This is a genomic window from Streptomyces sp. NPDC015346 (assembly GCF_043078785.1).
In the GTDB taxonomy this organism is placed as follows: Bacteria; Actinomycetota; Actinomycetes; order Streptomycetales; family Streptomycetaceae; genus Streptomyces.
The window spans coordinates 705567-728895 of sequence record NZ_JBIBTW010000005.1 but is presented as its reverse complement, the minus strand read 5'-3'; the positions used below and the strand labels follow the sequence as shown (position 1 = coordinate 728895).

At 70.9% G+C, this 23329-nt stretch carries 17 protein-coding genes; 11 read left to right on the top strand and 6 right to left on the bottom strand.

The genetic code is table 11. From position 1 onward, the window contains the following. Positions 1-131: 131 nt before the first annotated feature. The 7 genes from ACF06X_RS22295 to ACF06X_RS22265 all read left to right on the top strand — a co-directional run bounded on the left by ACF06X_RS22295 (position 132) and on the right by ACF06X_RS22265 (position 8249). Positions 132-1706, top strand: a complete 1575-nt coding sequence (locus ACF06X_RS22295; RefSeq protein ID WP_392288991.1) for a S8 family peptidase — start codon at positions 132-134, stop codon at positions 1704-1706. 205 nt (positions 1707-1911) lie between these two features. Continuing rightward, complete coding sequence (locus ACF06X_RS22290; RefSeq protein ID WP_392288990.1) at positions 1912-3078, top strand: DUF4190 domain-containing protein; 1167 nt, start codon at positions 1912-1914, stop codon at positions 3076-3078. 247 nt (positions 3079-3325) lie between these two features. Continuing rightward, positions 3326-4078, top strand: a complete 753-nt coding sequence (locus ACF06X_RS22285; protein ID WP_392288989.1) for a GntR family transcriptional regulator — start codon at positions 3326-3328, stop codon at positions 4076-4078. 212 nt (positions 4079-4290) lie between these two features. Then, the gene (locus tag ACF06X_RS22280) at positions 4291-4470 is read left to right on the top strand and encodes an SPOR domain-containing protein (RefSeq protein WP_392288988.1); all 180 of its coding nucleotides are present in this window, start codon (positions 4291-4293) and stop codon (positions 4468-4470) included. A gap of 33 nt (positions 4471-4503) precedes the next feature. After that, positions 4504-4935: a (deoxy)nucleoside triphosphate pyrophosphohydrolase gene (locus ACF06X_RS22275; protein ID WP_392288987.1), complete on the top strand. Its 432-nt coding sequence runs from the start codon at positions 4504-4506 to the stop codon at positions 4933-4935. Positions 4936-5077: 142 nt separating this feature from the next. Continuing rightward, positions 5078-5497, top strand: a complete 420-nt coding sequence (locus tag ACF06X_RS22270) for an ATP-binding protein (RefSeq protein WP_392288986.1) — start codon at positions 5078-5080, stop codon at positions 5495-5497. Between the two features lie 148 nt (positions 5498-5645). Then, entirely contained in the window at positions 5646-8249 is a 2604-nt protein-coding gene (locus ACF06X_RS22265; RefSeq protein ID WP_392288985.1) for a SpoIIE family protein phosphatase, read from the top strand. A gap of 103 nt (positions 8250-8352) precedes the next feature. Here the strand turns inward: ACF06X_RS22265 and ACF06X_RS22260 are convergent, their stop codons facing one another. Together ACF06X_RS22260 and ACF06X_RS22255 are read right to left on the bottom strand one after the other, a co-directional pair. Continuing rightward, positions 8353-9060: a PspA/IM30 family protein gene (locus tag ACF06X_RS22260; protein ID WP_392288984.1), complete on the bottom strand. Its 708-nt coding sequence runs from the start codon at positions 9058-9060 to the stop codon at positions 8353-8355. A gap of 71 nt (positions 9061-9131) precedes the next feature. Beyond that, positions 9132-11261, bottom strand: a complete 2130-nt coding sequence (locus tag ACF06X_RS22255) for a TPM domain-containing protein (RefSeq protein ID WP_392288983.1) — start codon at positions 11259-11261, stop codon at positions 9132-9134. 115 nt (positions 11262-11376) lie between these two features. On the opposite strand from ACF06X_RS22255, the gene ACF06X_RS22250 reads away from it, so the two are divergent. Next, on the top strand, positions 11377-12417 hold the full coding sequence (locus ACF06X_RS22250) for a hypothetical protein (RefSeq protein ID WP_392288982.1): 1041 nt from the start codon (positions 11377-11379) through the stop codon (positions 12415-12417). 46 nt (positions 12418-12463) lie between these two features. On the opposite strand, the gene ACF06X_RS22245 is transcribed toward ACF06X_RS22250, so the two are convergent. From ACF06X_RS22245 to ACF06X_RS22230, 4 genes are read right to left on the bottom strand one after another with little or no spacing between them, the layout of a single operon-like run. Next, complete coding sequence (locus ACF06X_RS22245; protein ID WP_392288981.1) at positions 12464-13237, bottom strand: succinate dehydrogenase/fumarate reductase iron-sulfur subunit; 774 nt, start codon at positions 13235-13237, stop codon at positions 12464-12466. Further along, positions 13234-15129 carry a fumarate reductase/succinate dehydrogenase flavoprotein subunit gene (locus tag ACF06X_RS22240; RefSeq protein WP_392288980.1) on the bottom strand — a complete coding sequence of 632 codons (1896 nt, stop codon included), beginning with the start codon at positions 15127-15129 and terminating at the stop codon, positions 13234-13236. Before ACF06X_RS22240 ends, ACF06X_RS22245 begins: the two co-directional genes overlap by 4 nt. A 1-nt stretch (position 15130) precedes the next feature. Continuing rightward, on the bottom strand, positions 15131-15967 hold the full coding sequence (locus tag ACF06X_RS22235) for a hypothetical protein (RefSeq protein WP_392288979.1): 837 nt from the start codon (positions 15965-15967) through the stop codon (positions 15131-15133). A 9-nt stretch (positions 15968-15976) separates the two neighbouring features. After that, the gene (locus tag ACF06X_RS22230) at positions 15977-16201 is read right to left on the bottom strand and encodes a hypothetical protein (protein ID WP_392288978.1); all 225 of its coding nucleotides are present in this window, start codon (positions 16199-16201) and stop codon (positions 15977-15979) included. A 298-nt stretch (positions 16202-16499) separates the two neighbouring features. Between ACF06X_RS22230 and ACF06X_RS22225 the strand changes: the two genes are divergently transcribed. The 3 genes from ACF06X_RS22225 (at position 16500) to ACF06X_RS22215 (ending at position 23255) form a co-directional block, all read left to right on the top strand. Then, positions 16500-19025, top strand: coding sequence for an ABC transporter substrate-binding protein (locus ACF06X_RS22225; RefSeq protein WP_392288977.1), 2526 nt, complete (start codon positions 16500-16502; stop codon positions 19023-19025). A 302-nt stretch (positions 19026-19327) separates the two neighbouring features. After that, positions 19328-21229 (top strand): translational GTPase TypA, encoded by a 1902-nt coding sequence (typA, locus tag ACF06X_RS22220; RefSeq protein WP_392288976.1) that lies wholly within the window; start codon positions 19328-19330, stop codon positions 21227-21229. A gap of 409 nt (positions 21230-21638) precedes the next feature. Continuing rightward, complete coding sequence (locus tag ACF06X_RS22215) at positions 21639-23255, top strand: ABC transporter substrate-binding protein (protein WP_392288975.1); 1617 nt, start codon at positions 21639-21641, stop codon at positions 23253-23255. The last annotated feature ends 74 nt before the right edge of the window (positions 23256-23329 follow it).

Sequence of the window (23329 nt, the reverse complement as noted above, 5' to 3'; positions counted from 1 at the left end):
CGATTCCTATGGATCCGCCAATCTTTCGCTCGGCAGCCGGATATTCGAAACGGCGTGGACACCTCATGTCGTTTTGACATGTCCCTGCCTTCCCCCACAGCAGCGCACCACCAATGAGGAGGATCCCTCACATGTCAGTGATGCGTGACTCGCGGCGCAGACTCACCGCCGCCAGCGCCATAGCCGTCGCCGCTCTGGCTCTCGGCACCGTCTCCGCCCTCCCGGCCACCGCGGCCGAGGCCGCCCCGGAAGGTGTCATCCAGAACGCCGGAGCCCCCGGAACGATCGCGGGCAGCTACATCGTCACCCTCGACGAGTCCGCCCAGGCGGAGACGGCGAAGGGACGCGCGGTGGCGGCCGAGTACGGCGCCAAGATCAAGAAGACGTACACCTCGGCGCTCAACGGCTACAACGTCGAACTCTCCGAGGCGCAGGCGAAGAAGCTCGCCGCCGACCCGGCGGTCGAGTCCGTCGTGCAGAATCGTGTCTTCACGATCAGCGGCACGCAGCCCTCCCCGCCGTCCTGGGGCCTGGACCGGGTCGACCAGCGGGCCCTCCCGCTGAACCAGAGCTACACCTACCCGGACACCGCGGGCCAGGGCGTGACGGCGTACGTCATCGACACCGGTGTACGGATCTCCCACAGCGACTTCGGCGGCCGGGCCTTCAACGGCTACGACGCCATCGACAACGACAACGTCGCCCAGGACGGCCACGGCCACGGCACGCACGTCGCCGGCACCGTCGCGGGCTCCGCCTACGGCGTCGCCAAGAAGGCCAAGATCGTCGGCGTCCGCGTGCTCAACAACCAGGGCTCCGGCACGACCGCGCAGGTCGTCGCCGGCATCGACTGGGTGACCCGGAACGCCGTGAAGCCGGCCGTCGCCAACATGAGCCTCGGCGGCGGCGTCGACTCGGCCCTCGACACGGCCGTGCGCAACTCGATCGCCTCGGGCGTCACGTACGCCGTCGCGGCGGGCAACGACAACTCCAACGCGTCCAACTACTCGCCGGCGCGCGTCTCGGAGGCCATCACGGTCGGCTCCACGACCAACACCGACGCCCGCTCCAGCTTCTCCAACTACGGCAGCGTGCTGGACCTCTTCGCCCCGGGCTCCTCCATCACCTCGGCGTGGAACAGCAGCGACAGCGCCACCAACACCATCTCCGGTACGTCGATGGCCACCCCGCACGTCGCGGGCGCGGCCGCGGTCTACCTCGCCGACAACCCGACGGCCACCCCGGCCCAGGTGTCGTCGGCGCTGGCCACCGCCGCCACCCCGAACGTGGTGACCAACCCGGGCACCGGCTCCCCGAACAAGCTGCTCTTCGTCGGTGGCGGCGGCACCACCCCGCCGCCCGGCAAGCGGTTCGAGAACACCACCGACTACGCGATCGCCGACAACGCGACCGTCGAGTCCCCGGTCACCGTCAGCGGCGTCACCGGCAACGCGCCGTCCGCCCTCCAGGTGCCTGTGAACATCGTTCACACCTACATCGGTGACCTCCAGGTCCAGCTCATCGCCCCCGACGGCACGGCGTACACGCTGAAGGCCTACGGCTCCGGCGGCAGCGCGGACAACATCAACACCACGTACACGGTCAACGCCTCCTCCGAGGTCGCGAACGGCACGTGGAAGCTCCGGGTCAGCGACAACGCGAACTACGACACCGGCAAGATCGACTCCTGGGCCCTGCAGTTCTGAGCGGCCTCGGTAAGGGAGTTCGCGGACTTCACGGAGTTCGTACGTGAGTGAGGGGGCGGTCGCCGGCGGGCGACCGCCCCCTTCGTTCCACCAAAGGGCGGTCGGCGTTCCGGTCACCCGTGTACCGCCCCTGTACTCCGACCGCGTACGATGCGCGCTCGTTCGTACGTTCGTATCGTCCGCCCCCCGCAGGAGCACCGTACTCGTGGAGCCCGTCCAGCCGCCCCAGGATTCCCCACCGCCGCAGCAGGGCTGGCCCGCTCCCGGGCCGGTGCCGGGGCCGTACAACCCCGGCCCCTACACCCCGTACGGTCCTGGAACCGCCCTGGGGCACGGCCCGGCCCTCGGTCCCTACGGGGCGCCGCCGAAAACCACCAACGGGCTCGCCATCGCCTCCCTGGTCTCCGGCATCGTCTGCTGCCTTCCGCCGCTCGGGCTGGTCTTCGGCCTGATCGCTCTGCCGCAGATCAGGAAGAAGAACCAGACGGGCAAAGGATTGGCGATCGCGGGCATCGTCCTGTCCTCGATCTGCTGTCTTCTCATGGTCCTCGGCCTGGTGAGCGGCGCCTTCGGCAAGGCGTGGAAGGGCTTCGAGAAGGGCTTGGACGAGGAGTCGCGCTCCCAGTCGGCCTTCGCGCTGCGCACGGGGCAGTGCTACAACGTCGACGGCAAGCTGGAGGCCGTGACCTCGGACGTGGAGGTCGTGGACTGCGCGGTGGCGCACGAGGGCGAGGTCACCGGCAGCTTCCTGCTCACCGGCTTCACCAAGTGGCCCGGGGAGAAGGCGATCGACCGGATCGCGGTGGACCGCTGCGAGCGGATCGGCGACGCGTACGCGCTGGACACCTGGGCGATCCCCGACGACGTCTGGACGTACTACTACATGCCCAGCAGCCGCAGTTGGCGCGCCGGCGACCGCACTGTCACCTGCTCGTACGTCGTCGACGGCGGCGAGCCGGTCAAGGGCTCGCTGCGCAGCGACGGGTCCACGCTCGACGCCGGGCAGCTCGCCTTCCTGCGGGGCGTCAACCCGATCGACACCGCTCTGGGTCAGGAGCCGGACGCCGACGCGGACGCGGACCTGGCGGCCAACACGGCGTGGGCCCGCACGGTCCACACCGCCCTCACCGGCGCGAGCACCGCCCTGAAGAGCCGTCAGTGGCCCGCGAAGGCCTCGGCGCCGGTGGCCGCCATGGCCATGGAGATCGAGGCCGCGGCCAAGGAGTGGGACAAGCTCGCGAAGTCGGGTGACGCGGACGCCTTCTGGGAGCACTACGACACGGCCTACGACATGACCACCTGGAAGTCGGAGCCCGCCGCGCGCGGAAGTCTCGGACTGACGGCGGAGTCGGGTCCCGGTACGACGGTCTGACGCCGCGTCGCAGGCCGCCGTGGCCGGGCCGTGGCCGGCCGTGGACAGTCGTGGCCATCGCGGCCGGGCGTCGCCGTCAACGGTCGTCTCACGCGAAGAGCCGGGCCCCCGAAGCGGGGGCTATACCTGCGGTAAGCGCAGGCGTAAAGGCCAGTCATCACTTCGAGTGAAACTTTGGCCCATGCTTGCGGGTGGACACCGAGGGTTGTCACTCTGTAGCTGTCCGTCAACCTGAGGGGAGTGTCCAGTGACGTTCGGTGAGCAGCCCGCCTATCTGCGTGTGGCGAGCGATCTCCGGGAGAAGATCGCCAACGGCTCGCTGCCGCCGCACACCCGCCTGCCTTCGCAGGCCCGGATCCGCGAGGAGTACGGAGTCTCGGACACGGTGGCGCTGGAGGCCCGCAAGGTGCTGATGGCCGAGGGGCTCGTCGAGGGCCGTTCGGGATCGGGGACGTATGTACGGGAGCGGCCGGTGCCGCGCCGGATCGCCCGCTCCGGGTACCGCCCGCCGAACGGAGCCAACCCCTTCCGGCAGGAGCAGGCGGCCGACGGTGCGCGGGGCACCTGGGAGTCGAGCAGCGAGCAGGAGCCGGCGAACGCCGTGGTGGCCGCCCGGCTCGGCATCCAGCCGGGGGAGCGCGTGATGCGCACCCGGTACGTCTACCGGGACGGGGGCGAGCCGATGATGCTCTCCACCTCCTGGGAGCCGCTGTCGGTCACCGGCCGCACGCCGGTGATGCTGCCCGAGGAGGGGCCGCTCGGCGGCTGCGGGGTCGTCGAGCGGATGGCGGCGATCGACGTCGTCGTGGACAACGTGGTGGAGGAGGTCGGCGCCCGCCCCGGCCTCGCGGAGGAGCTCCTGGCGCTGGGGGGGGTGCCCGGCCATGTGGTGATGGTGGTCGAGCGGACGTACTACGCCTCGGGGCGGGCGGTGGAGACCGCTGACGTGGTAGTCCCCGCCGACCGGTACCGCATCGCCTACCACCTGCCGGTGCGGTGACCGCAGGGCGCCCGGACACCCCCGCCCGGGCGCCCAGGGCCGCCGCGGGAGCCTGATCTTCGGCCTCGACGGCGTCGTTTCCAGCCGGATCCGTACCTCTTCGTGAAAACCCGTATCCGCTGTGTAAAGGTCAGGCGTAAGCTCGGGCATATGCGGATTGCTGTTTCCTGGAGATCCTTAAAGGCGCCCGGACCGGCGGAGGGGGAAGCCCGATGACCGACAGTGGCCCTGTCCTGCCGTGGCTGGTCATACGGCAGGACGACAACGGCAACCGCTATCGGGTCGGGCGGTACGCCACGCAGGACGAGGCCCAGAAGGTCGCCGACAGCCTCGACGACCGGGGACACCAGCAGCTCTACTGGGTGGAGCGCATCGGCCAGCCCGCGCTCTGACCCCGCCCCGAGCCGCGGGTTACGCTCCGGTCCATGACAGATCGCAGCACGGACCACGTCGTCGTGGTCGCCGGGGCCGTGTACGACCGGGGGCGCCTGCTGGCCGCGCGCCGCAGCGCCCCCGCCGAACTCGCGGGCCGCTGGGAGCTGCCCGGCGGCAAGCTGGAGCCGGGCGAGAGCGCCGAGGAAGCCCTGGTCCGCGAGCTCCGCGAGGAACTCGGCGTGGAGACCGAGCCGGGCGAACGGATCCCCGGCGAGTGGCCCCTGAAGCCCGGCTACGTCCTCCAGGTGTGGACCGCCCGGCTGCTCTCCGGTGAACCGCGCGCCCTTCAGGACCACGACGAACTGCGCTGGTTGGCCCGGCACGAGCTCGACTCCGTCGACTGGCTCGACCAGGACCGGCCCGCCGTCGCCGAGGCCGGCCTGCGGCTGCCGGCCGTCCCGGCGGACGGAGTGCGCGGCTGACGCCTACGCCGTTCGTGCCACCGTGCGCCCACTCCTCCCCTCCCCGCGATATCCCGCCCTGAATATCGGGTATGTGCAGATTAACCCCCCGAAATAGGACGTGGGTCATCCTGCTGAAGCTGGGTTGGGGAAGTGATCGGGCGTGATCGACACCGAAGGCGACTGCGCCGAATGGGACTTCCCGGCGGAGGCCAACGCCGTGCGCGCGGCGCGGGACGTCGTCCGCGACACGCTCCGCACCTGGAAGATCGACGCGGCCGTCGGTGACATCACCGTTCTGCTGGTGAGCGAGCTGGTGACCAACTCCCTGCGCTACGCCTCCGGCCCGATCGGCGTCCGGCTGGTCCACCTCCCGTCCGTGGAGGGCGACACCGCCCACCGCCCCGCGCTGCTCGTGGAAGTCTCCGATCCGCTTCCGGATCCGCCCACCGAACGCGCGGCCGGACCCGACGACGAGGGGGGCCGCGGACTCCAGCTCGTGGCTTGTTCCGCACGTCGCTGGGGGACCCGCAAAGGCAGGACGGGCAAGACGGTGTGGTTCGAGCTGTCCCTGCCTGGTTAGAAGGAGGGAAGGGACAACGATCACCACGGGCTCGGCTTGAAATGAACGAGACCACCCTGTGATCGTGAACGTCGTGCCGTCGGGGGCCGTAGTGCTGAATACTGCGGGCATGGCCGGTCCGGTGCGGTGAGCTGGAGGGGACGGTCGCGTGAGCGAGATACCTGAGTCGGCGAGCGGCGTCGTGTGGCAGAGCAGCCCGCCCGGCTCGATCTATGACTACATCCGTGTCGCCTCCTTCTCGATAGGGCCCGACGGGCTCGTCGACCAGTGGAGCCGACGGGCCGTCGACCTCTTCGGCGTGCCCGCCCAGGAGGCGATGGGCAAGGACCCGGTCGAGGCCTTCATGCCCGCCGACCTGCGGGAGCGCGGTCGCCGCCGCGTCGCGGAGATCCTCGACGGCAAGGAATGGACGGGCCTCGTCCCCTTCCGTATCCCGGGGCAGACCCGGCGCGAGGGGGTCCACGAGGGGATCGCCGAGATGTACGTCATGCCGAGCGAGACACCGACCGGCGAGCGGGCCGCGCTCTGCATCGTCGTCGACGTCCGCGCCCTGCGCCGCATCGAGACCGACCTCGCCGCCTCGCAGGCCATTTTCGGCCAATCGCCCTTCGGCTTCCTCCTCTTCGGCACCGACCTCACCGTGCAGCGCGCCAACCAGCGCTTCGCCACCGTCTTCGGCGGCTCGGCCGAGGACCACCGGGGCCGCACCGTCCACGACTATCTCTCGCGCCCCGAGGCGGAGCGGATGACCGCCGCCCTCCAACGCGTCCTGGAGACCGGCGAGGCCGTCACCGAGCTCCAGATCGTCGGCGCCCCGCCCGGCTCCCACGACCGGCGCCACTGGTCGATCAACCTCTACCGCGTGCACAGCGGCACCGGCAGGCCCATCGGCGTCGCCGGACTCGGCATCGACGTGACCCGCCGCCACAACGCCGCCCGCGAGGCGGCCAACGCCCGCCGCAACCTGGCCCTGCTCAACGAGGCGGGCGCCCGCATAGGCAACTCCCTCGACCTGGAGGCCACCGCCCGCGAACTCCTCGACGTCGCCGTGCCGGGCTTCTGCGACCTCGCCTCCGTCGACCTCTACCAGGGCCTGCTCACCGGGGACGAGGCCCCGCCCGGACGCTGGGGGAGCTCCCACGACGTGGGCTACGGAGCGGGCAGCGCCGAACTGCGCCGGGTCGCCTTCGCCAGCGCCGTCTCCGACACCCCGCTCAGGACCGCCGCCGCCACCACGTCCCCCGGCGCCGTCGACAGCTGTTGCGCGAGCGCCACCGGCACCGGTCCCGTCGAAGTCGGTTCCGTCCACCGCTACCCCTTCAACTCCCCCTGCGCCGGAGCCCTGCGCACCGGACGCGTCCGGACGGTGCCGGGTGCCGACGGCGGCCTCGTCCAGTCCACCCTCGTCGTCCCGATGGTCGCCCACGACACCGTCGTCGGCCTCGTCCAGTTCTCCCGGACCAAGGGCAGCGAGCCCTTCGGGGAGCGGGACCGGGCCCTCGCCGTCGAACTGGCCGCCCGCGCGGCGGTCTGCATCGACAACGCCCGCCTCTACCGCCGCGAACACGAACGGGCCCTGATCCTTCAGCGCAGCCTGCTCCCGCCCGGCGACCCCGAGGCCGCGGGCCTGGACATCGCCTGCCGCTATCTCCCCGGCACCACCGCCACCGAGGTCGGCGGCGACTGGTTCGACGTCATCGAACTCCCCGGCCACCGCACCGCCCTCGTCATCGGCGACGTCATGGGCCGCGGCCTGCGCGCCGCCGTCGCCATGGGCGAACTGCGCACCGCCGTACGCACCCTCGCCCAGCTCGACCTCGAACCCGCCGAGGTCCTCTCCCACCTGGACGAGATCGCCCGCGGCCTCGGCGCCCCCGCGGGCGCCCAGCAGAGCGGCCGCGCCCACAAGGCCCGAGGACCGGAACTCTCCGAGGTCTACCTCGCCACCTGCGTCTACGCCGTCTACGACCCGGTCACCCGGCGCTGCACCTTCGCCAACGCCGGCCATCTGCCGCCCGTCCTCGTCGAACCCGGCGAACAGGCGCTGCTCCTCGACGTGCCGCCCGGGATGCCGCTCGGCGTCGGCGGGGAACCCTTCGAGGAGGTGGAGGTCGAGCTCCCCGAGGGCTCGCTGCTCGCCCTCTACACCGACGGGCTCGTCGAGTCCCGGGACCACCCCCTCGACGAAGGACTCAGCGCCTTCCGCAGCGCGCTCACCGACCCCGCCCGCCCCCTCGAGGACGTCTGCGACCACGTCCTGACCACCCTCGACACCCAGCACGGCGAGGACGACATCGCCCTCCTCATGGCCCGTATCCAGGGGCTGCCCTGCGACGCCGTGGGGGACTGGCGGCTGCCCAGGGAACCCCGCTCGGTCGGCCGGGCCCGCGAACTGGCCCGCGCCCAGCTCACCGCCTGGGACCTCGAACCGCTGGTGGACACGGTCGAACTCCTCGTCAGCGAGCTGGTCACCAACGCGCTGCGCTACGGCGAGGGCGAGATCCGGCTGCGGCTGCTGCGGGACCGCACCCTTGTCTGCGAGGTGTGGGACTCGGGCCTGGTCCAGCCCAGGCGCCGCCGGGCCCGCGACACCGACGAGGGTGGGCGCGGACTTCAGCTGGTCGGCCTCCTCAGCGCCGCCTGGGGCTCGCGCCGCACCCCTCGCGGCAAGACCGTCTGGTTCGAACTCCCCCTGCCGGACGGTGACGGCGCCGCCGAACCGACCGTGGAGCAGCTGCTGAGCATGTTCTGACCGGCGCCGCACCGCCCCGCGGACCCGCCCGAGCGGCGTCGCGGCCCGGTGCGGCCCGGCCCCGGCCCCCGCGGTGGCCGCGGCGTGGTGGACCGCGGCGCGGCTACCCCTTGAGCGCGGCGAGCCGGGCCTCGATCTCCGCGCTGTCGCCGAGGGCGTCCAACTCCTCGAACTGGGCGTCCAGCGAGGAGGCCGCCAGCTCCTGCTTGCCCATCGCCCTCGCCTCCTCGCGCCGCACCTTGTCCTCGAACCGGCTCAGCTCGCTCGTCGGGTCCAGGACGTCGATGCTCTTCACCGCGTCCATCATCCGGTTCTGCGCCTGTGCCGAGGTGGCCCGCGCCACCAGCTCGTCCCGCTTCGCCTTCAGCTCGCCGAGCTTCGCCCTCATCTGGTCCAGGCCGCTCCTGAGCTTCTCCACGACCTCCGTCTGCGAGGCGATCGTCGGCTCCGCCGCCCGCGCCTCCTTCTCCGCCTGGAGCTGACGCCCCAACGCGACCTTCGCCAGGTTGTCGAACCTGTCCGCGTCCGCCGTCTTCCCGTCGGCCCGCAGCGCGTCCGCCTTCCGGCTCGCGGCCAGCGCCTTCTCGCCCCACTCCTTCGCCGCCTCCACGTCCTCCTGGTGGTCCTGCTCCAGCAGCCGCAGATGGCCGATGGTCGTCGCCACCGCCTCCTCCGCCTCCGCGATGTTGTTCGTGTAGTCGCGGATCAGCTGGTCGAGCATCTTCTGCGGGTCCTCCGCCTGGTCCAGCAGGGCGTTGATGTTGGCCTTCGCCAGCTGCGCGACACGGCCGAGGACGGTCTGCTTGCTCATGCTTCTTCTCCTTGAACGCGAGGAACGCCAGTAACGCGTGGAACGCGCGGAGCGCGAGAGGCCTGTGGGGGTCAGAAACGGCCGCCGCCGCCCCGCCGGCCGCGGGTCCCCCCGCCGCCGAAGCTGCCGGGCCCGCCCCCGCCGCTCCCACCGAATCCGCCCCCGAAACCGCCGCCGAATCCACCGCCGAATCCACCGCCATGGCCGCCTCCCCTGCCGCCGAACAGTCCGCCGAGGATGATGCCGCCGAGCACCGCACCGCCGAGCCCGCCGCCACCTCCACCTCCCACCCCTGTTACACCGCCCAAGCCGTTCGGGTTCCCGTACGTCCGCACGTCCTGCTCGGCGAGGTCCTGCGCGCGCCGGGCCAGCGCGTCCGCCTGCCGGGCCTCCGCCAGCGCGCCCTGCGGGTCCTCGGCCGCGGCGAGCGCGTCGGCCCGCTCCAGCCGGCGCTGGGCCTCGGCCAGGCGGGTACGGGCCTCGCTGCCGACCGCCCCGCGATGCGTCGTGATGTAGTCGGCCGCCGCGCCGATCGCCGAACGGGCGGTCAGCGTCACCTGGTCGAGGAGCGCGCGCGCCCGCCGCGTGCCCGACTCGCGCTCCCGTGCGCCCTCCAGGGCCTCGTCGAGCGCGCCGTCGGCCTCCTCCACCCGGCGCAGCGCGTCGATCGGGTCGTAGCGGCCCGTCTCCACGGACCCGCGCACATCGGCCACGACGGCCTCCGCCCGGGCGATGCGGCCCTGGAGGTCGGCGGTGGAGACTCCCTCGGCCGTGCCCCGGAGCAGCCCGCGGGCGTCGGCGAGGTCGGCCTCGGTCTCGCTCAGCGAGACCGGCAGCCTGCCGGCCGCCTCGGCGACCTCCCGGGCCCGCCGGTCCACGGCCTCGCTGAGCCGGGCGGCCTGGTCGACGGCGCCCTCGGCGGCCCTGATGTGCACGGCCGCGGCCCCGTTGTCACCGGCCTCGACGCTCTGCCGGGCCCGCTCCAGATGGGTCGTCGCGAACAGCAGCCGGTCCTTGGCCTGTTCCACGTCGCCCGCGACGGGTGAGGCGGCGGACTCGGCGTACCGCCCGCGCATCGCGGTCAGCGTCGCCTCCGCCGTGGTGACCCGGCCGGTCTGCTCACGGAACGCGGCCTCGGCCACGCTCAGCGCCTCCGGGGCGTTGCGCTCCAGGGCCCGCAGGCGGTCGAAGGCATCCGCCTCCGCGTCCAGCCGCGCGTTCGCCGCGCCGCACCGCCGGACGATCTCGTCGAGCATCGAGCGACGCGTCGCGTCGTCCTCGGGGAAGGCGTCGTCGAGCTGCTGCCGCAGCCGGAACGCGGCCGTCAGCTCCCCCTTCGCGAACGCCACCGCCTCGGTGAACGGCCGCACCGCCTCCTCGCCGAACTGGGCGGTCGCGAAGCCGAGTTCCTCCTGGCTGGTGCGGACGGCGTCGTCGGTCGTCACCAGATCCCGCCGGGCCCGGCCGTCCAACTCGTCCAGGGTGGGGAGCGCGGGCTCCCGCGGCGCGCCCCAGCCCTGCCCGCCGCTCGGCGTCGTACGGGTCGCCGTCCGCCGTCGGCGCCTGCTGTACGCGTACGCCGCCACGGCCCCCGCCCCGCCGAGGAGGACGACGGGAACGAGGAGGTCCGTCGCCGAGCCCCCCTCGTCGGGCGCGCCGCCCGGGTCCGCGGCGCCGGGCGTGATGCTGGGCGTCGGCACCGGCAGTCCGGCGAGCACGGCGTCGAAGCCGTTCGCCGCGCCGATCGCGGCACCGGCCCAGTCGTTCTCCCGCAGCGCGGGCTCGATCGCGGTCTCGGCCACGTCGTCGAGCTGGGCCTGGGTGAACCGCGAGCCCGGATCGGCCGAGTAGCCGTACTGGCGGTCGTGGGTGGCCACCGCCAGCAGCACGTCGTTGACACCGAGGCCGTTGCGCTCGGCGGTGGCGTCGGCCCAGCTCTGGCCCGAACGCCCGGAGAAGTCCCGTACGTAGACGACGAAGAGCTGGATCCGCCGGTCGTCGTAGAGCCGGTCCAGGGCCTGGGTGACCGCACTGCGGCGGTCGCCCAGCGCGCCGACCCGGTCCGTGATCTGTCCCTCACGGGACAGCACGACGGGGTCGTCGGCATGGGCGCCGTGAACGGCGGGGACGACCAGCCACCACGCCGCCAGCAGCACCGCGAGGAGGCTCCGGAGAGGGGCTCGGGCGGCTGTTCGCGTCACATGGGGAGGTTATGTCCCGATCTGTTCGCCCGCGACCGGGCGGAACCCGTTCCCCACGGCCCGACGTCACTGTCGGTGGCCGCCTCTACGGTGGTGATCACGACGACGGAGATTCTTGGAGGCTCGGGTGAACGGACGCGTACGCGGCTGGTGGCGGCGGGGACGGTGGGGCCGAGGGGTCGTGCTCGGCCTTGTCCTGCTCCTGGTGGTCCCGCCGGCCGGTAGCGCGCTCGCCCTGCGGATCAACTACGCGGGCGACCTGCGCGAGGGGACGCAGTCCCGCGGCAAGGACGCCATCTGGCTCGGCCACGCCTGGGTGGACGGCCGGAAGAAGGACGCCGACCTCACCGCCTTCGCGGCCCGGATCAAGGGCACGGGGATACGCGACCTCTACGTCCACGCGGGCCCGCTGGAGCACGACGGAACGCTCCCCGCCGCCCGCTACCCGCGCGCGAAGTGGCTGATCGAGAGCGTGCACCGGACGATGCCGGGGATACGGGTGCACGCGTGGCTGGGGGACATCCTGGCCACCGAGGGCCCGGACGGACTGCGCCTGGAGGACGCCGCCTCCCGCGCCGCCGTGGTCGGCTCGGCCCGGCAGATCCTCGACGTCGGCTTCGACGGGGTCCACTTCGACCTGGAACCCCTGCTCTCGGACGACGCGAACTACCTCTCCCTCCTCGACGATCTGGGCGAGCTGACCAGGGCCCGCAAGGTGCCGCTCTCCGTCGCCGCCCACCAGATCGACCCGCTGCCGGCCGCGCACACGGTGAACGGCGCCCTCAGCGGCAGCGAGAAGTGGTGGTCGCAGGAGTTCTTCGGACAGGTCGCCCGCCGCGTCGACCAGATCGCCGTCATGTCGTACGACACCTGGATGCCGCTGGAGAGCCTCTACGGCGGCTACGTCGCCCAGCAGACCAGCCTCGCCCTCGAGGTCACGCCCGACGACACCGACCTGCTGATGGGCCTGCCATTCTTCCACGAGGACGACCTCGGCCACCACGACTCGGCGGAGACGGTCGCGGCCGCGATCCGCGGCACCCGGCTGGGCCTCGGGCGCACGGACCACGACCGCGAACGGTTCGGCGTCGCGCTCTACGTCGACTTCGCCGCGAAGGAGGGCGACTGGCAGGCCTACCGCGACGGCTGGCACTGACCCCCCGCGGCTGACCCCCCTGCGGCCGACGCTCCGCGGCCGGAACTCACGCCCCCGGCCGCCGCCGGATCTTGTTCCCCAGCCACACCAGCGGGTCGTACTTGCGGTCCACGACCCGCTCCTTCAGCGGGATCAGCGCGTTGTCGGTGATCTTGATGCCTTCCGGGCAGACCTCCGTACAGCACTTGGTGATGTTGCAGTAGCCCAGCCCGTGCTCCTCCTGCGCCGTCCGCTTCCGGTCGATGCCCGCCTCCCGGGCGGCGTCCAGGGGGTGCATGTCCAGCTCGGCCACCCGCATCAGGAAACGCGGGCCGGCGAAGGCCGTCTTGTTCTCCTCGTGGTCCCGCACCACATGGCAGGTGTCCTGACACAGGAAGCACTCGATGCACTTGCGGAACTCCTGTGAGCGCTCCACATCCCGCTGACCCATCCGGTACTCGCCCGGGGCGAGCCCCTCCGGCGGGACGAAGGCCGGGACCTCCCGCGCCTTCGCGTAGTTGAAGGACACGTCCGTCACCAGGTCGCGCACCACGGGGAAGGCCCGCAGCGGGGTCACGGTGATCGTCTCCGCCCGGTCGAAGACCGACATCCGGGTCATGCACAGCAGCCGCGGCCGCCCGTTGATCTCGGCGGAGCAGGAGCCGCACTTGCCGGCCTTGCAGTTCCAGCGCACCGCCAGATCCGGCGCCTGGGTGGCCTGCAGCCGGTGGATGATGTCGAGGACGACCTCGCCCTCGTTCACCTCGACCGTGAAGTCCCGCAGATCGCCGCCGCCCGCGTCGCCCCGCCACACCTTGAAGGCGGCCCTGTAGCTGCTCACTCGTAGAGCTCCTCTTCGGCGAGGTACTTGACCAGCTCCTCCTTCTCGAAGAGGGCGAGCAGGTCCGGACGGATGGGCTCGGTGCGCGTCCGTTCCAGGACGACACCCTCGTCGACCGCGCGGCACAGCAGGTTCACCGCACGCCAGGCCCGGTCCATCGAGGGATGGTCCTCGCGGGTGTGCCCGCCCCGGCTCTCGGTCCGCTCCAGCGCCGCCAGCGCCACGCACTCGCTCACCAGCAGCATGTTCCGCAGGTCGAGCGCCAGGTGCCAGCCGGGGTTGAACTGCCGGTGCCCCTCGACCCCGGCCCGCCGCGCCCGCTTGCGCAGCACGGCGATCCGCTCCAGCGCCTCGGTCATCTCCCCCTCCCGCCGGATGATGCCGACGAGATCGTGCATGGTCTGCTGCAGCTCCTGGTGGAGGGTGTACGGGTTCTCGGCCGGCCCTTCCGAGGCCGCGGCGTCGGCCGCGCCGAACGGAGCGAGGGCCTCGGCCACCGCCGCGTCCACCGCGTCCTGGGACATCGCCGGACGCCCCGCCCCCGTCGCGTACTCGGCGGCGTGGAGCCCCGCCCGCCGGCCGAACACCAGCAGGTCGGAGAGAGAGTTGCCGCCGAGCCGGTTGGAGCCGTGCATGCCGCCGGCGACCTCACCGGCCGCGAAGAGCCCCGGCACGCCCACCGTCGCAGCCGTATCGGAGTCGACCGCGACGCCGCCCATCACGTAGTGGCAGGTCGGCCCGACCTCCATCGCCTCCGCCGTGATGTCCACGTCCGCCAGCTCCTTGAACTGGTGGTACATCGAGGGCAGGCGCCGCTTGATCACCTCCGCCGGCATCCGGGTCGACACGTCGAGGAAGACCCCGCCGTGCGGCGAGCCCCGCCCCGCCTTCACCTCCGCGTTGATGGCCCGCGCCACCTCGTCGCGCGGCAGCAGCTCGGGCGGGCGCCGGTTGTTGTCCGGGTCCTCGTACCAGCGGTCGCCCTCCTCCTCCGTCTCGGCGTACTTCTCCTTGAAGACGTCGGGGACGTAGTCGAACATGAACCGCTTGCCGTCGGAGTTCCGCAGCACCCCGCCGTCGCCGCGCACCGACTCGGTGACGAGGATGCCCTTCACGGACGGCGGCCAGACCATTCCGGTCGGATGGAACTGCACGAACTCCATGTTCACCAGTGGCGCGCCCGCGAGGAGCGCGAGGGCGTGCCCGTCGCCGGTGTACTCCCAGGAGTTCGACGTCACCTTGAAGGACTTGCCGATCCCGCCGGTCGCGAGGACCACGGCCGGCGCCTCCAGGACGAAGAAGCGCCCGCTCTCCCGCTCGTAGCAGAAGACCCCGCTCACCCGGCCCGCCTCGTCCTTCAGGACGCGGGTGACCGTGCACTCCTGGAAGATCTTCAGCCGTGACTCGTAATCACCGGTCGCGCGGAAGTCCTCCTGCTGGAGGGAGACGGTCTTCTGCTGGAGGGTGCGGATCAGCTCCAGGCCCGTCCGGTCGCCGACGTGCGCGAGCCGCGGGTACTCGTGTCCGCCGAAGTTGCGCTGGGAGATCCGGCCGTCGGCCGTACGGTCGAAGAGGGCGCCCCAGGTCTCCAGCTCCCAGACCCGGTCCGGGGCCTCGCGCGCGTGCAGCTCGGCCATCCGCCACTGGTTGAGGAACTTCCCGCCCCGCATGGTGTCGCGGAAGTGGATCTGCCAGCTGTCGTGCGGGTTGGCGTTGGCCATGGAGGCGGCGATGCCGCCCTCGGCCATCACCGTGTGCGCCTTGCCGAAGAGCGACTTGCAGATCACGGCCGTACGGGCGCCTCGCTCGCGCGCCTCGATCGCGGCCCGCAGCCCGGCGCCGCCCGCGCCGACCACCACCACGTCCCACTGCTGCCGTTCCACCTGTGCCATGTCAGAAGATCCTCGGGTCGTCGAAGGTGCCGGTGGCGAGCAGGTACACGTACAGATCGCAGAGCGCGACGCTGATCAGCGAGGTCCAGGCGAGCAGCATGTGACGGGCGTTCAACTTTCCGACCAGCGTCCACAGGCGGTAGCGCACGGGATGCCGGGAGAAGTTCTTCAGCCGGCCGCCGACGATGTGCCGGCAGGAGTGGCAGGAGAGCGTGTACGCCCAGATCAGCACGATGTTGACGAGGAAGATCACCGTCCCGAGGCCCGCGTGGCCCCACGCGTAGGAGGAGTCCCGGAAGGTCAGCACCGTGTCGTAGGTGAGGATCGCGGCGACCGGGAGGGCGGCGTAGAAGAAGTACCGGTGGAGGTTCTGCAGGATCAGCGGGAAGCGGGTCTCGCCGGTGTAGGCCGTGTGCGGTTCGGCGACCGCGCAGGCCGGGGGCGAGGCCCAGAAGCCGCGGTAGTACGCCTTCCGGTAGTAGTAGCAGGTCAGCCGGAAGCCGAGCGGGAAGACCAGGATCAGCAGCGCCGGGGAGAGACCCCACCAGCTGCCGAAGATCTCCCAGTTGGGGCCGTCCTTCATCGGGACGCAGTTCTCCGCGAGGCAGGGCGAGTAGAACGGCGAGACGTAGGGCGCGGCGTAGTAGCCGGAGTTGGCGAAGGCGCGCCAGGTGGAATACGCGATGAAGGCGAGCAGTCCGGCGGCGGTGGCGGCGGGCGCCAGCCACCAGCGGTCGGTCCGCAGATGGCGGGGGGCGATCGCCGCGCGGGAGGGGGAGTGCACCCCGGTGGCGGTCACCCCCCTTCCGGTGGAGGGCGGTTCGGTTCCTGTGGCCAACGAGGTCTCCTAGGGCGCGTGCCGGTCGCGTGCTCCCAGGCCCTCGTCGTCCGTGTCGGTCCACAGCCCGCTGTCGTAGGGGGTGTCGGGGATCGTCACGAGGTCGGGCCGGCTCGTGGTCGGCGGCAAGGGGGCGCCACGCTCCGCCGCGATGCTGCGTTCCAGCTGTCCGACCGTACGGACCAGGTCGTCGAGACTGCGCTTGACGGCCGCCAAATCGTCCTGAAGGGACATCGATTGCCCTCACTTCCGCGATCGCGGGGTGGCGAACACGCGCTGGGGGATTCCCCCCGGGCCGGGCGAAGCCGACCTGGGGGAGAGTGTCGCGCGTCACATCCCGCTTGTGAACCCATGCGTACGGGATTCCACTCGTCCGGAGCGCCCCGCCGTCCGTCGATTGGGCCGCATGGGTGACGTTCGCGCGCCGTGCCGCCGTGTCGTCGTCGCCGGATCCGCTCCTTCCTTTTCAGTGTATGAGCAATAGGTGTGATCATCGCCATATGCCATAAAACTGGACGAAGGGGTACAAGTCATGGCCCAGGTCGGCGCCCCTCGCGGGAGGACATGCTCCAGGAGCCCCCGCTCCCGCACGATCCGCTCCGTCGCCACCCTCACCAGCGCGGTGCTCGCCGTCTCCGTCCTGGCCGGGTGCAGCTCCGCCGACGGGGCCGACGAGGCCCCGGCCGCCGCCCCGGACCACGCGCCCACCGCCCGCGACCGGGTCGCCGACGGAGGCACCCTGCGCTGGGCCGTGGACGCGATGCCCACCACGCTCAACGCCTTCCAGGCCGACGCCGACGGCTCCACCTCCCGCGTCACCGGGGCCGTACTCCCCTCGCTCTACACCCTCGACGAGCGCGGCCGGCCGCAGCGCAACCCGGACTACCTGGAGTCCGCGCAGGTGGTCGAGACCGAGCCCCGGCAGGTCGTCCTCTACAAGCTCAACCAGCAGGCCGTCTGGAGCGACGGCCGCGAGATCGGCGCCCCCGACTTCGTCGCGCAGTGGCGCGCCCTCAGCGGCCGGGACACCGCCTACTGGACCGCGCGCAACGCCGGCTACGAGCGGATCGAGAAGATCGAGCGCGGCAAGGACGACCTGGAGGTACGGGTCACCTTCGCCAAGCCGTACGCCGACTGGCAGTCCCTCTTCACCCCCCTCTACCCGAAGGAGGTGATGGGGGCCCCGAACAGCTTCAACGACGGCGCGCGCACCACGCTGAAGTCGACCGCAGGACCGTTCCTGCTGAAGGCGTCCGACCGCACGGCCGGCACGGTCACACTGGCCCGCAACCCGCGCTGGTGGGGGCAGCCCGCCAAGCTCGACCAGCTCGTCCTCAAGGCGGTGCCCCGCTCGGAGCGCGTCGCCGCGCTCGCCGCCGGCGGCCTCGACCTGGCCGAGATCGACCGGGCCGCCGCGGACCGTATCGCGCTCGCGGTACGGGACGCCCGCGCCGACCGGAACGGCGGCCAGGCGCTCACCCACGGCCCCGGCGCCGCGATCACCCCCTCCGCGGCGCTCAAGGCATGGGCCCTCGCGCACGGCTCCGACCAGGAGCAGGCGGTGATCGTCCAGGCCGCCCGCGAGAAGAACCAGCAGGCCATCGAGCGGTACGCGACCGAGCAGAGCGCCCTCGGGAAGCTGGTGGTGCGCAAGTCCCTGGAGCCCGCGTACACCCAACTCTCGCTCAACGGAGAGTCGGGGCCGCTCGCCGACGAGCGGGTACGCAGGGCGGTGGCCCGCGCCATCGACCGCCAGGAACTGGCCGAATCCGTACTCAAGCCGCTCGGGCTGCCCGCCAAGCCGCCGGGCAGCCACCTGGCCCTGGCGGGACAGGCGGCGTACGCGGACAGCAGCGACGCGCTCGGCGACCAGGACACCGAGGAGGCGCGGGCGCTGCTCGCGGACGCGGGCTGGGTGCCGGGTGGCGCGGAGAAGAAGCCGGCCGGGACGAAGGCCGGCGGCGAGGCGACGAAGAAGGACGCGGAGAACGCCGCCGAGAAGGACGCGGAGAACGCCGCGGAGAAGAAGGACAAGGCCGCCGACAAGAACGCCACGGACGCGGCCGACCGGGCCGGCACCCCCGCCGGGGCCGGGAAGCCCGAGGCCGACGTCGCCTCGAACGACGGCCTCTACATCGTCGGCGACGACAAGCCGGGCGGCGCCGCCGCCCGTGTCGACGCCAAGGCCGCCGGCCCCGCCCTCGGCGCCGCCGGTCCCGAGAGCGGCACCCGCCCCCTGGACGCCAAGGCCGGCCCCGCCCTCGCCGCCACGGGCCCCGAGAGCGGTACGCACGTCCTCGCCCCGGCGCCCGGCGCCGCGCTCCAGACGGTGGCCCTGCTCCGCCAGGCCGCCTCCCTCGACACCGACCCGGACGCCGCCATGGAAGCCAGGGCCCGCAACGCCGGCGGGCCCGACCGGGGCGCCGCGGGGGCCTACGCCCCGCGCGGCACCGCCGCCCCCGCCGTCCCGGGCGCCGCCCCTCAGTCCCTGGGCAAGGACGGCAAGCCGCTCAGCCTGCGCTTCGTCCTGCCCTCGGGCCCCGGCTCGGAGTCGCTGCGGGCGGTCGGCGACAGGATCGTCCGGATGCTCGACGTGGTGGGCATCCGCACCGAGGTCACGAAGGTCGCCGACGACAGCTTCTTCAAGGACCACATCGCCTCCGGCGACTACGACCTGGCCCTCTACTCCTGGCCGGCCACCGCCTTCCCGGCGACCGACGCGCGGCCGATCTACGCCAAGCCCGAGCCCGCCTCGGACGGCTCCCTCCTGGTCGAGCAGAATTACGCGCGGGTCGGCACCGACCGTATCGACCAGCTGTTCGACCAGGCGGTGGCCACCCTCGACGAGAAGGAGGCCCGCGAGCTGGTCCGCCAGGCGGACGCCCGGATCTGGGCCGCCGCGGGATCGATCCCCCTCTATCAGCGCCCCCAGCTCGTCGCCGCCAAGCCCGAGGTGGTGAACGCGGGCGCCTGGGGCTTCGCGACCCCGCGCTACCAGGACATCGGGTTCAAGAAGCCCGAATCGGCCAAGGGCGCGGAGCGCGACACCAAGGAATAGCCGAAAGTACAGCGCTCAACCTCAGATGCAGCTCAAGTTCCTTGCCCGCCGGTGATCCCGGCGGGCAGGATCACGTCCGGCCCCTTGACCCGGTCGCTCGATCACGTTCTCCCCCTCCACGCTCTGTGCACGATCGCACCACCGAGGCATCCCAAAACCTCCAGCGGACCCCCTCGGATCCGGTCGGGGAAGCCCCTTGCGCGGCAGCCCCGTACCATAGGACTTAGCCGTGGCGCGTCCGCCCGGCGGGCGTAAGAGGAACTGACGCCGCATCCCACGATCCGAGAGAAGCGCAAGCACCCATGCCCACGCGCCACGACATCCGTAACGTCGCCATCGTCGCCCACGTCGACCATGGCAAGACGACCATCGTCGACGCCATGCTCAAGCAGGCCGGTGCCTTCGCCGCCCACCAGCACCTCGACGACCGCATGATGGACTCGAACGACCTGGAGCGTGAGAAGGGCATCACGATCCTCGCCAAGAACACGGCGGTGAAGTATCACCCCAAGGACGGCGGGGCCCCGATCACGATCAACATCATCGACACCCCCGGCCACGCCGACTTCGGTGGCGAGGTCGAGCGCGGTCTGTCGATGGTGGACGCGGTCGTCCTTCTCGTCGACGCCTCCGAGGGCCCGCTCCCGCAGACCCGCTTCGTGCTGCGCAAGGCCCTGCAGGCCCGGATGCCCGTCATCCTCTGCATCAACAAGACCGACCGCCCGGACTCCCGGATCGACGAGGTCGTCAACGAGACCTACGACCTCTTCCTCGACCTGGACGCGGACGAGGACCAGATCGAGTTCCCGATCGTCTACGCCTGCGGCCGTGACGGCGTCGCCTCGCTGACCAAGCCGGAGGACGGCACCGTCCCGGCGGACAGCGACAGCCTGGAGCCGTTCTTCTCCACGATCCTGGAGCACGTCCCGGCCCCGGTGTACGACGAGGAGGCGCCGCTCCAGGCGCACGTCACCAACCTCGACGCCGACAACTTCCTCGGCCGTATCGCGCTGCTCCGCGTCGAGCAGGGCGAGCTGCGCAAGGGCCAGACGGTCGCGTGGATCAAGCGGGACGGCACGATCTCCAACGTCCGCATCACCGAGCTGATGATGACCGAGGCGCTCACCCGCAAGCCGGCCGAGGTCGCCGGCCCCGGTGACATCTGCGCCGTCGCCGGTATCCCCGACATCATGATCGGCGAGACGCTGGCCGACCCGGAGAACCCGATCGCGCTGCCGCTGATCACGGTCGACCAGCCCGCCATCTCGATGACCATCGGTACGAACACCTCGCCGCTCGTCGGTCGCGGTGGCACCGGCAAGGGCGCGGACGCGAAGTCCGCCGTGAAGGACCGCAAGGTCACCGCCCGCCAGGTGAAGGACCGCCTGGACCGCGAGCTGATCGGTAACGTCTCGCTCCGCGTCCTCGACACCGAGCGGCCGGACGCCTGGGAGGTCCAGGGCCGTGGTGAGCTCGCGCTCGCCATCCTGGTCGAGCAGATGCGCCGCGAGGGCTTCGAGCTCACCATCGGCAAGCCGCAGGTCGTCACCAAGGAGATCGACGGCAAGATCCACGAGCCGGTCGAGCGTCTGACGGTCGACGTCCCCGAGGAGCACATGGGCGCGGTCACGCAGCTCATGGGTGTCCGCAAGGGCCGCATGGACAACATGTCCAACCACGGCTCCGGCTGGGTCCGCATGGAGTTCGTCGTTCCGTCCCGTGGCCTGATCGGCTTCCGTACGGAGTTCCTGACCAACACCCGCGGTACGGGCATCGCCCACTCGATCCACGAGGGTCACGAGCCGTGGTTCGGCACCCTGACCACCCGTAACAACGGTTCGCTGGTCGCCGACCGGGCCGGCGCGGTCACCGGTTTCGCGATGACCAACCTGCAGGAGCGCGGCGTGCTGTTCGTCGACCCCGGCACCGAGGTCTACGAGGGCATGATCGTCGGCGAGAACTCCCGCGCCGACGACATGGACGTCAACATCACCAAGGAGAAGAAGCTCACCAACATGCGCTCCTCCTCCGCCGACTCCTTCGAGGCGATCGTCCCGCCGCGCAAGCTCTCGCTGGAGCAGTCGCTGGAGTTCTGCCGCGACGACGAGTGCGTCGAGGTGACCCCGGAGGCCGTGCGTATCCGCAAGGTCGTCCTGGACCAGAAGGAGCGCGGCCGCACGGCCTCGCGCGCCAAGAACAACTGAACGACCTGACCTCTCGTCAGACAAGGCCCGGGCCCCCGCAGACGCTGTGGGGGCCCGGGCCTTTCGTCAAATCCATTTCATGGACAGAGCGTCCGGATATCGGTCGTCGCTCTCCGGAACGTGTGTTAACGGTCCGTTTCGGGGGTGTCTGTCTGTGATCAGTTTGTCCGGATTTCGGTTTTCGGCCCCCTGGTGATGTTGTCAAACCGAGACCACTTAAGTGTGGTTTACAGCTCGGACGTACTTAATAGTTGGCTCCATTGAGCTCGGGTCAATGGGTCAGCGCACTGTGGGGAGTGTCGACTCACGAGCACACTCGGGGCACTTGAGTGCATCGCCGTCAGGGGTGTCGGCGAACTCGACGAGGTGCCCCTCTTGTAGTGACTAGTGGACTCATGAGGAGGAACCCATGCGCGGTGCCAAGAGCGCCAAGTGGGTAGTGGGCGCGATCGTCGTCGCCCTGGCAGCGACCGCCTGTGGCGGGGGTAACGGTGACGACACCGCGTCGAAGGAGAAGGGCAAGCCCGCGGGCTACGTCTCCATCGACGTCGGCGAGCCGCAGAAGCCGCTGATCCCGGCCGACACCAACGAGTCGCTCGGCAGCTACGTCATCCAGTCGCTGTTCACGCAGCTGCTGGACTTCGACGCGCAGGGCAAGATCGTCTACACGAACGCCGAGTCCATCAAGACGACCGACTCGAAGACGTGGACCGTCAAGCTCAAGAGCGGCTGGAAGTTCCACGACGGCACCCCCGTCACGTCGAAGTCGTACGTCGACGCGTGGAACTGGTACGCCAACATCAACAACAAGCAGCAGAACGCCTTCTGGTTCGAGGACATCGCCGGCTACGCCGACGTGCACCCGGCCAAGGGTGCTCCCAAGAGCGACAAGATGTCCGGCCTGAAGATCGTCGACGACACGACCTTCACCATCGAGCTCACGAACCCGGTCCCGTACTTCGAGTACAAGCTCGGGTACACGACCTGGGCCCCGCTCCCCGAGTCCTTCTACAAGGACCCCGCGGCGTTCGGTCAGAAGCCGGTCGGCAACGGTCCCTACATCTTCGAGAAGTGGGACAAGAAGAAGCTCATCCAGGTCAAGGCCAACCCTGACTACCTGGGCCCGAACAAGGCCAAGAACAAGGGTGTCCTCTTCAAGAACTACGCGACCGTCGAGGCCGCGTACCAGGACCTCCTGTCCGGCAACCTGGACATGATCCGCCAGGTCGGCCCGAAGGACCTGCCGAAGTACAAGCAGGACCTCGGCGACCGCGCGATCGAGCAGCCGTACGCGGCCATCCAGAGCCTCGTGCCGACCTTCTACTCGAAGACCTTCAAGGGCATCAACCCGAAGGTCCTGCAGGGTCTGTCGATGGCGATCGACCGGGAGACGATCACCAAGACGGTGCTCAACGGCACCCGCAAGCCGGCCACGAGCTTCATCCCCGAGGGTGTCGCCGGTAAGCAGGACCTCGGCAGCGACGTCTTCACCTTCAACCCGGCGAAGGCCAAGCAGTTCGTCACCGAGGGTGGCGGCATTCCGGACAACAAGATCTGGATCCAGTACAACGCCGACGGTGGCCACAAGGAGTGGGTGACCGCGGTCTGCGAGTCGATCCGCAACTCCACCGGTGTCGACTGCATCCCGGACGCGAAGCCGGACTTCCAGACCGACCTGGAAGCGCGCGACAACAACAAGGTCAAGTCGATGTACCGCGGTGGCTGGGTCGCCGACTACCCGGTGAACGTCAACTTCATGCGTGAGCTCTACGGCACGACCGCCGAGGCGAACAACGGTCGCTTCTCGGACCCCGCGGTCGACGCGGCGTTCAAGAAGGGCGACAACGCGAAGACCCTGGAAGAGTCGATCAAGGCCTACCAGGACGCCGAGAAGCTGGTTCTCACCAAGATGCCGGCCATCCCGCTGTGGGAGTACAAGATCAACGGTGGTCACTCCGAGGCTGTCGACAACGTGACTGTCGACTTCCACGGTGACTTCAACATCACCGAAGTCACCGTCAAGTAACCATCCCACGGTCCCACCCCCACTCGGCCGTCACCCGCCACCGCAACTGGCGGTAGGCCCCCGGGGCCGATTCC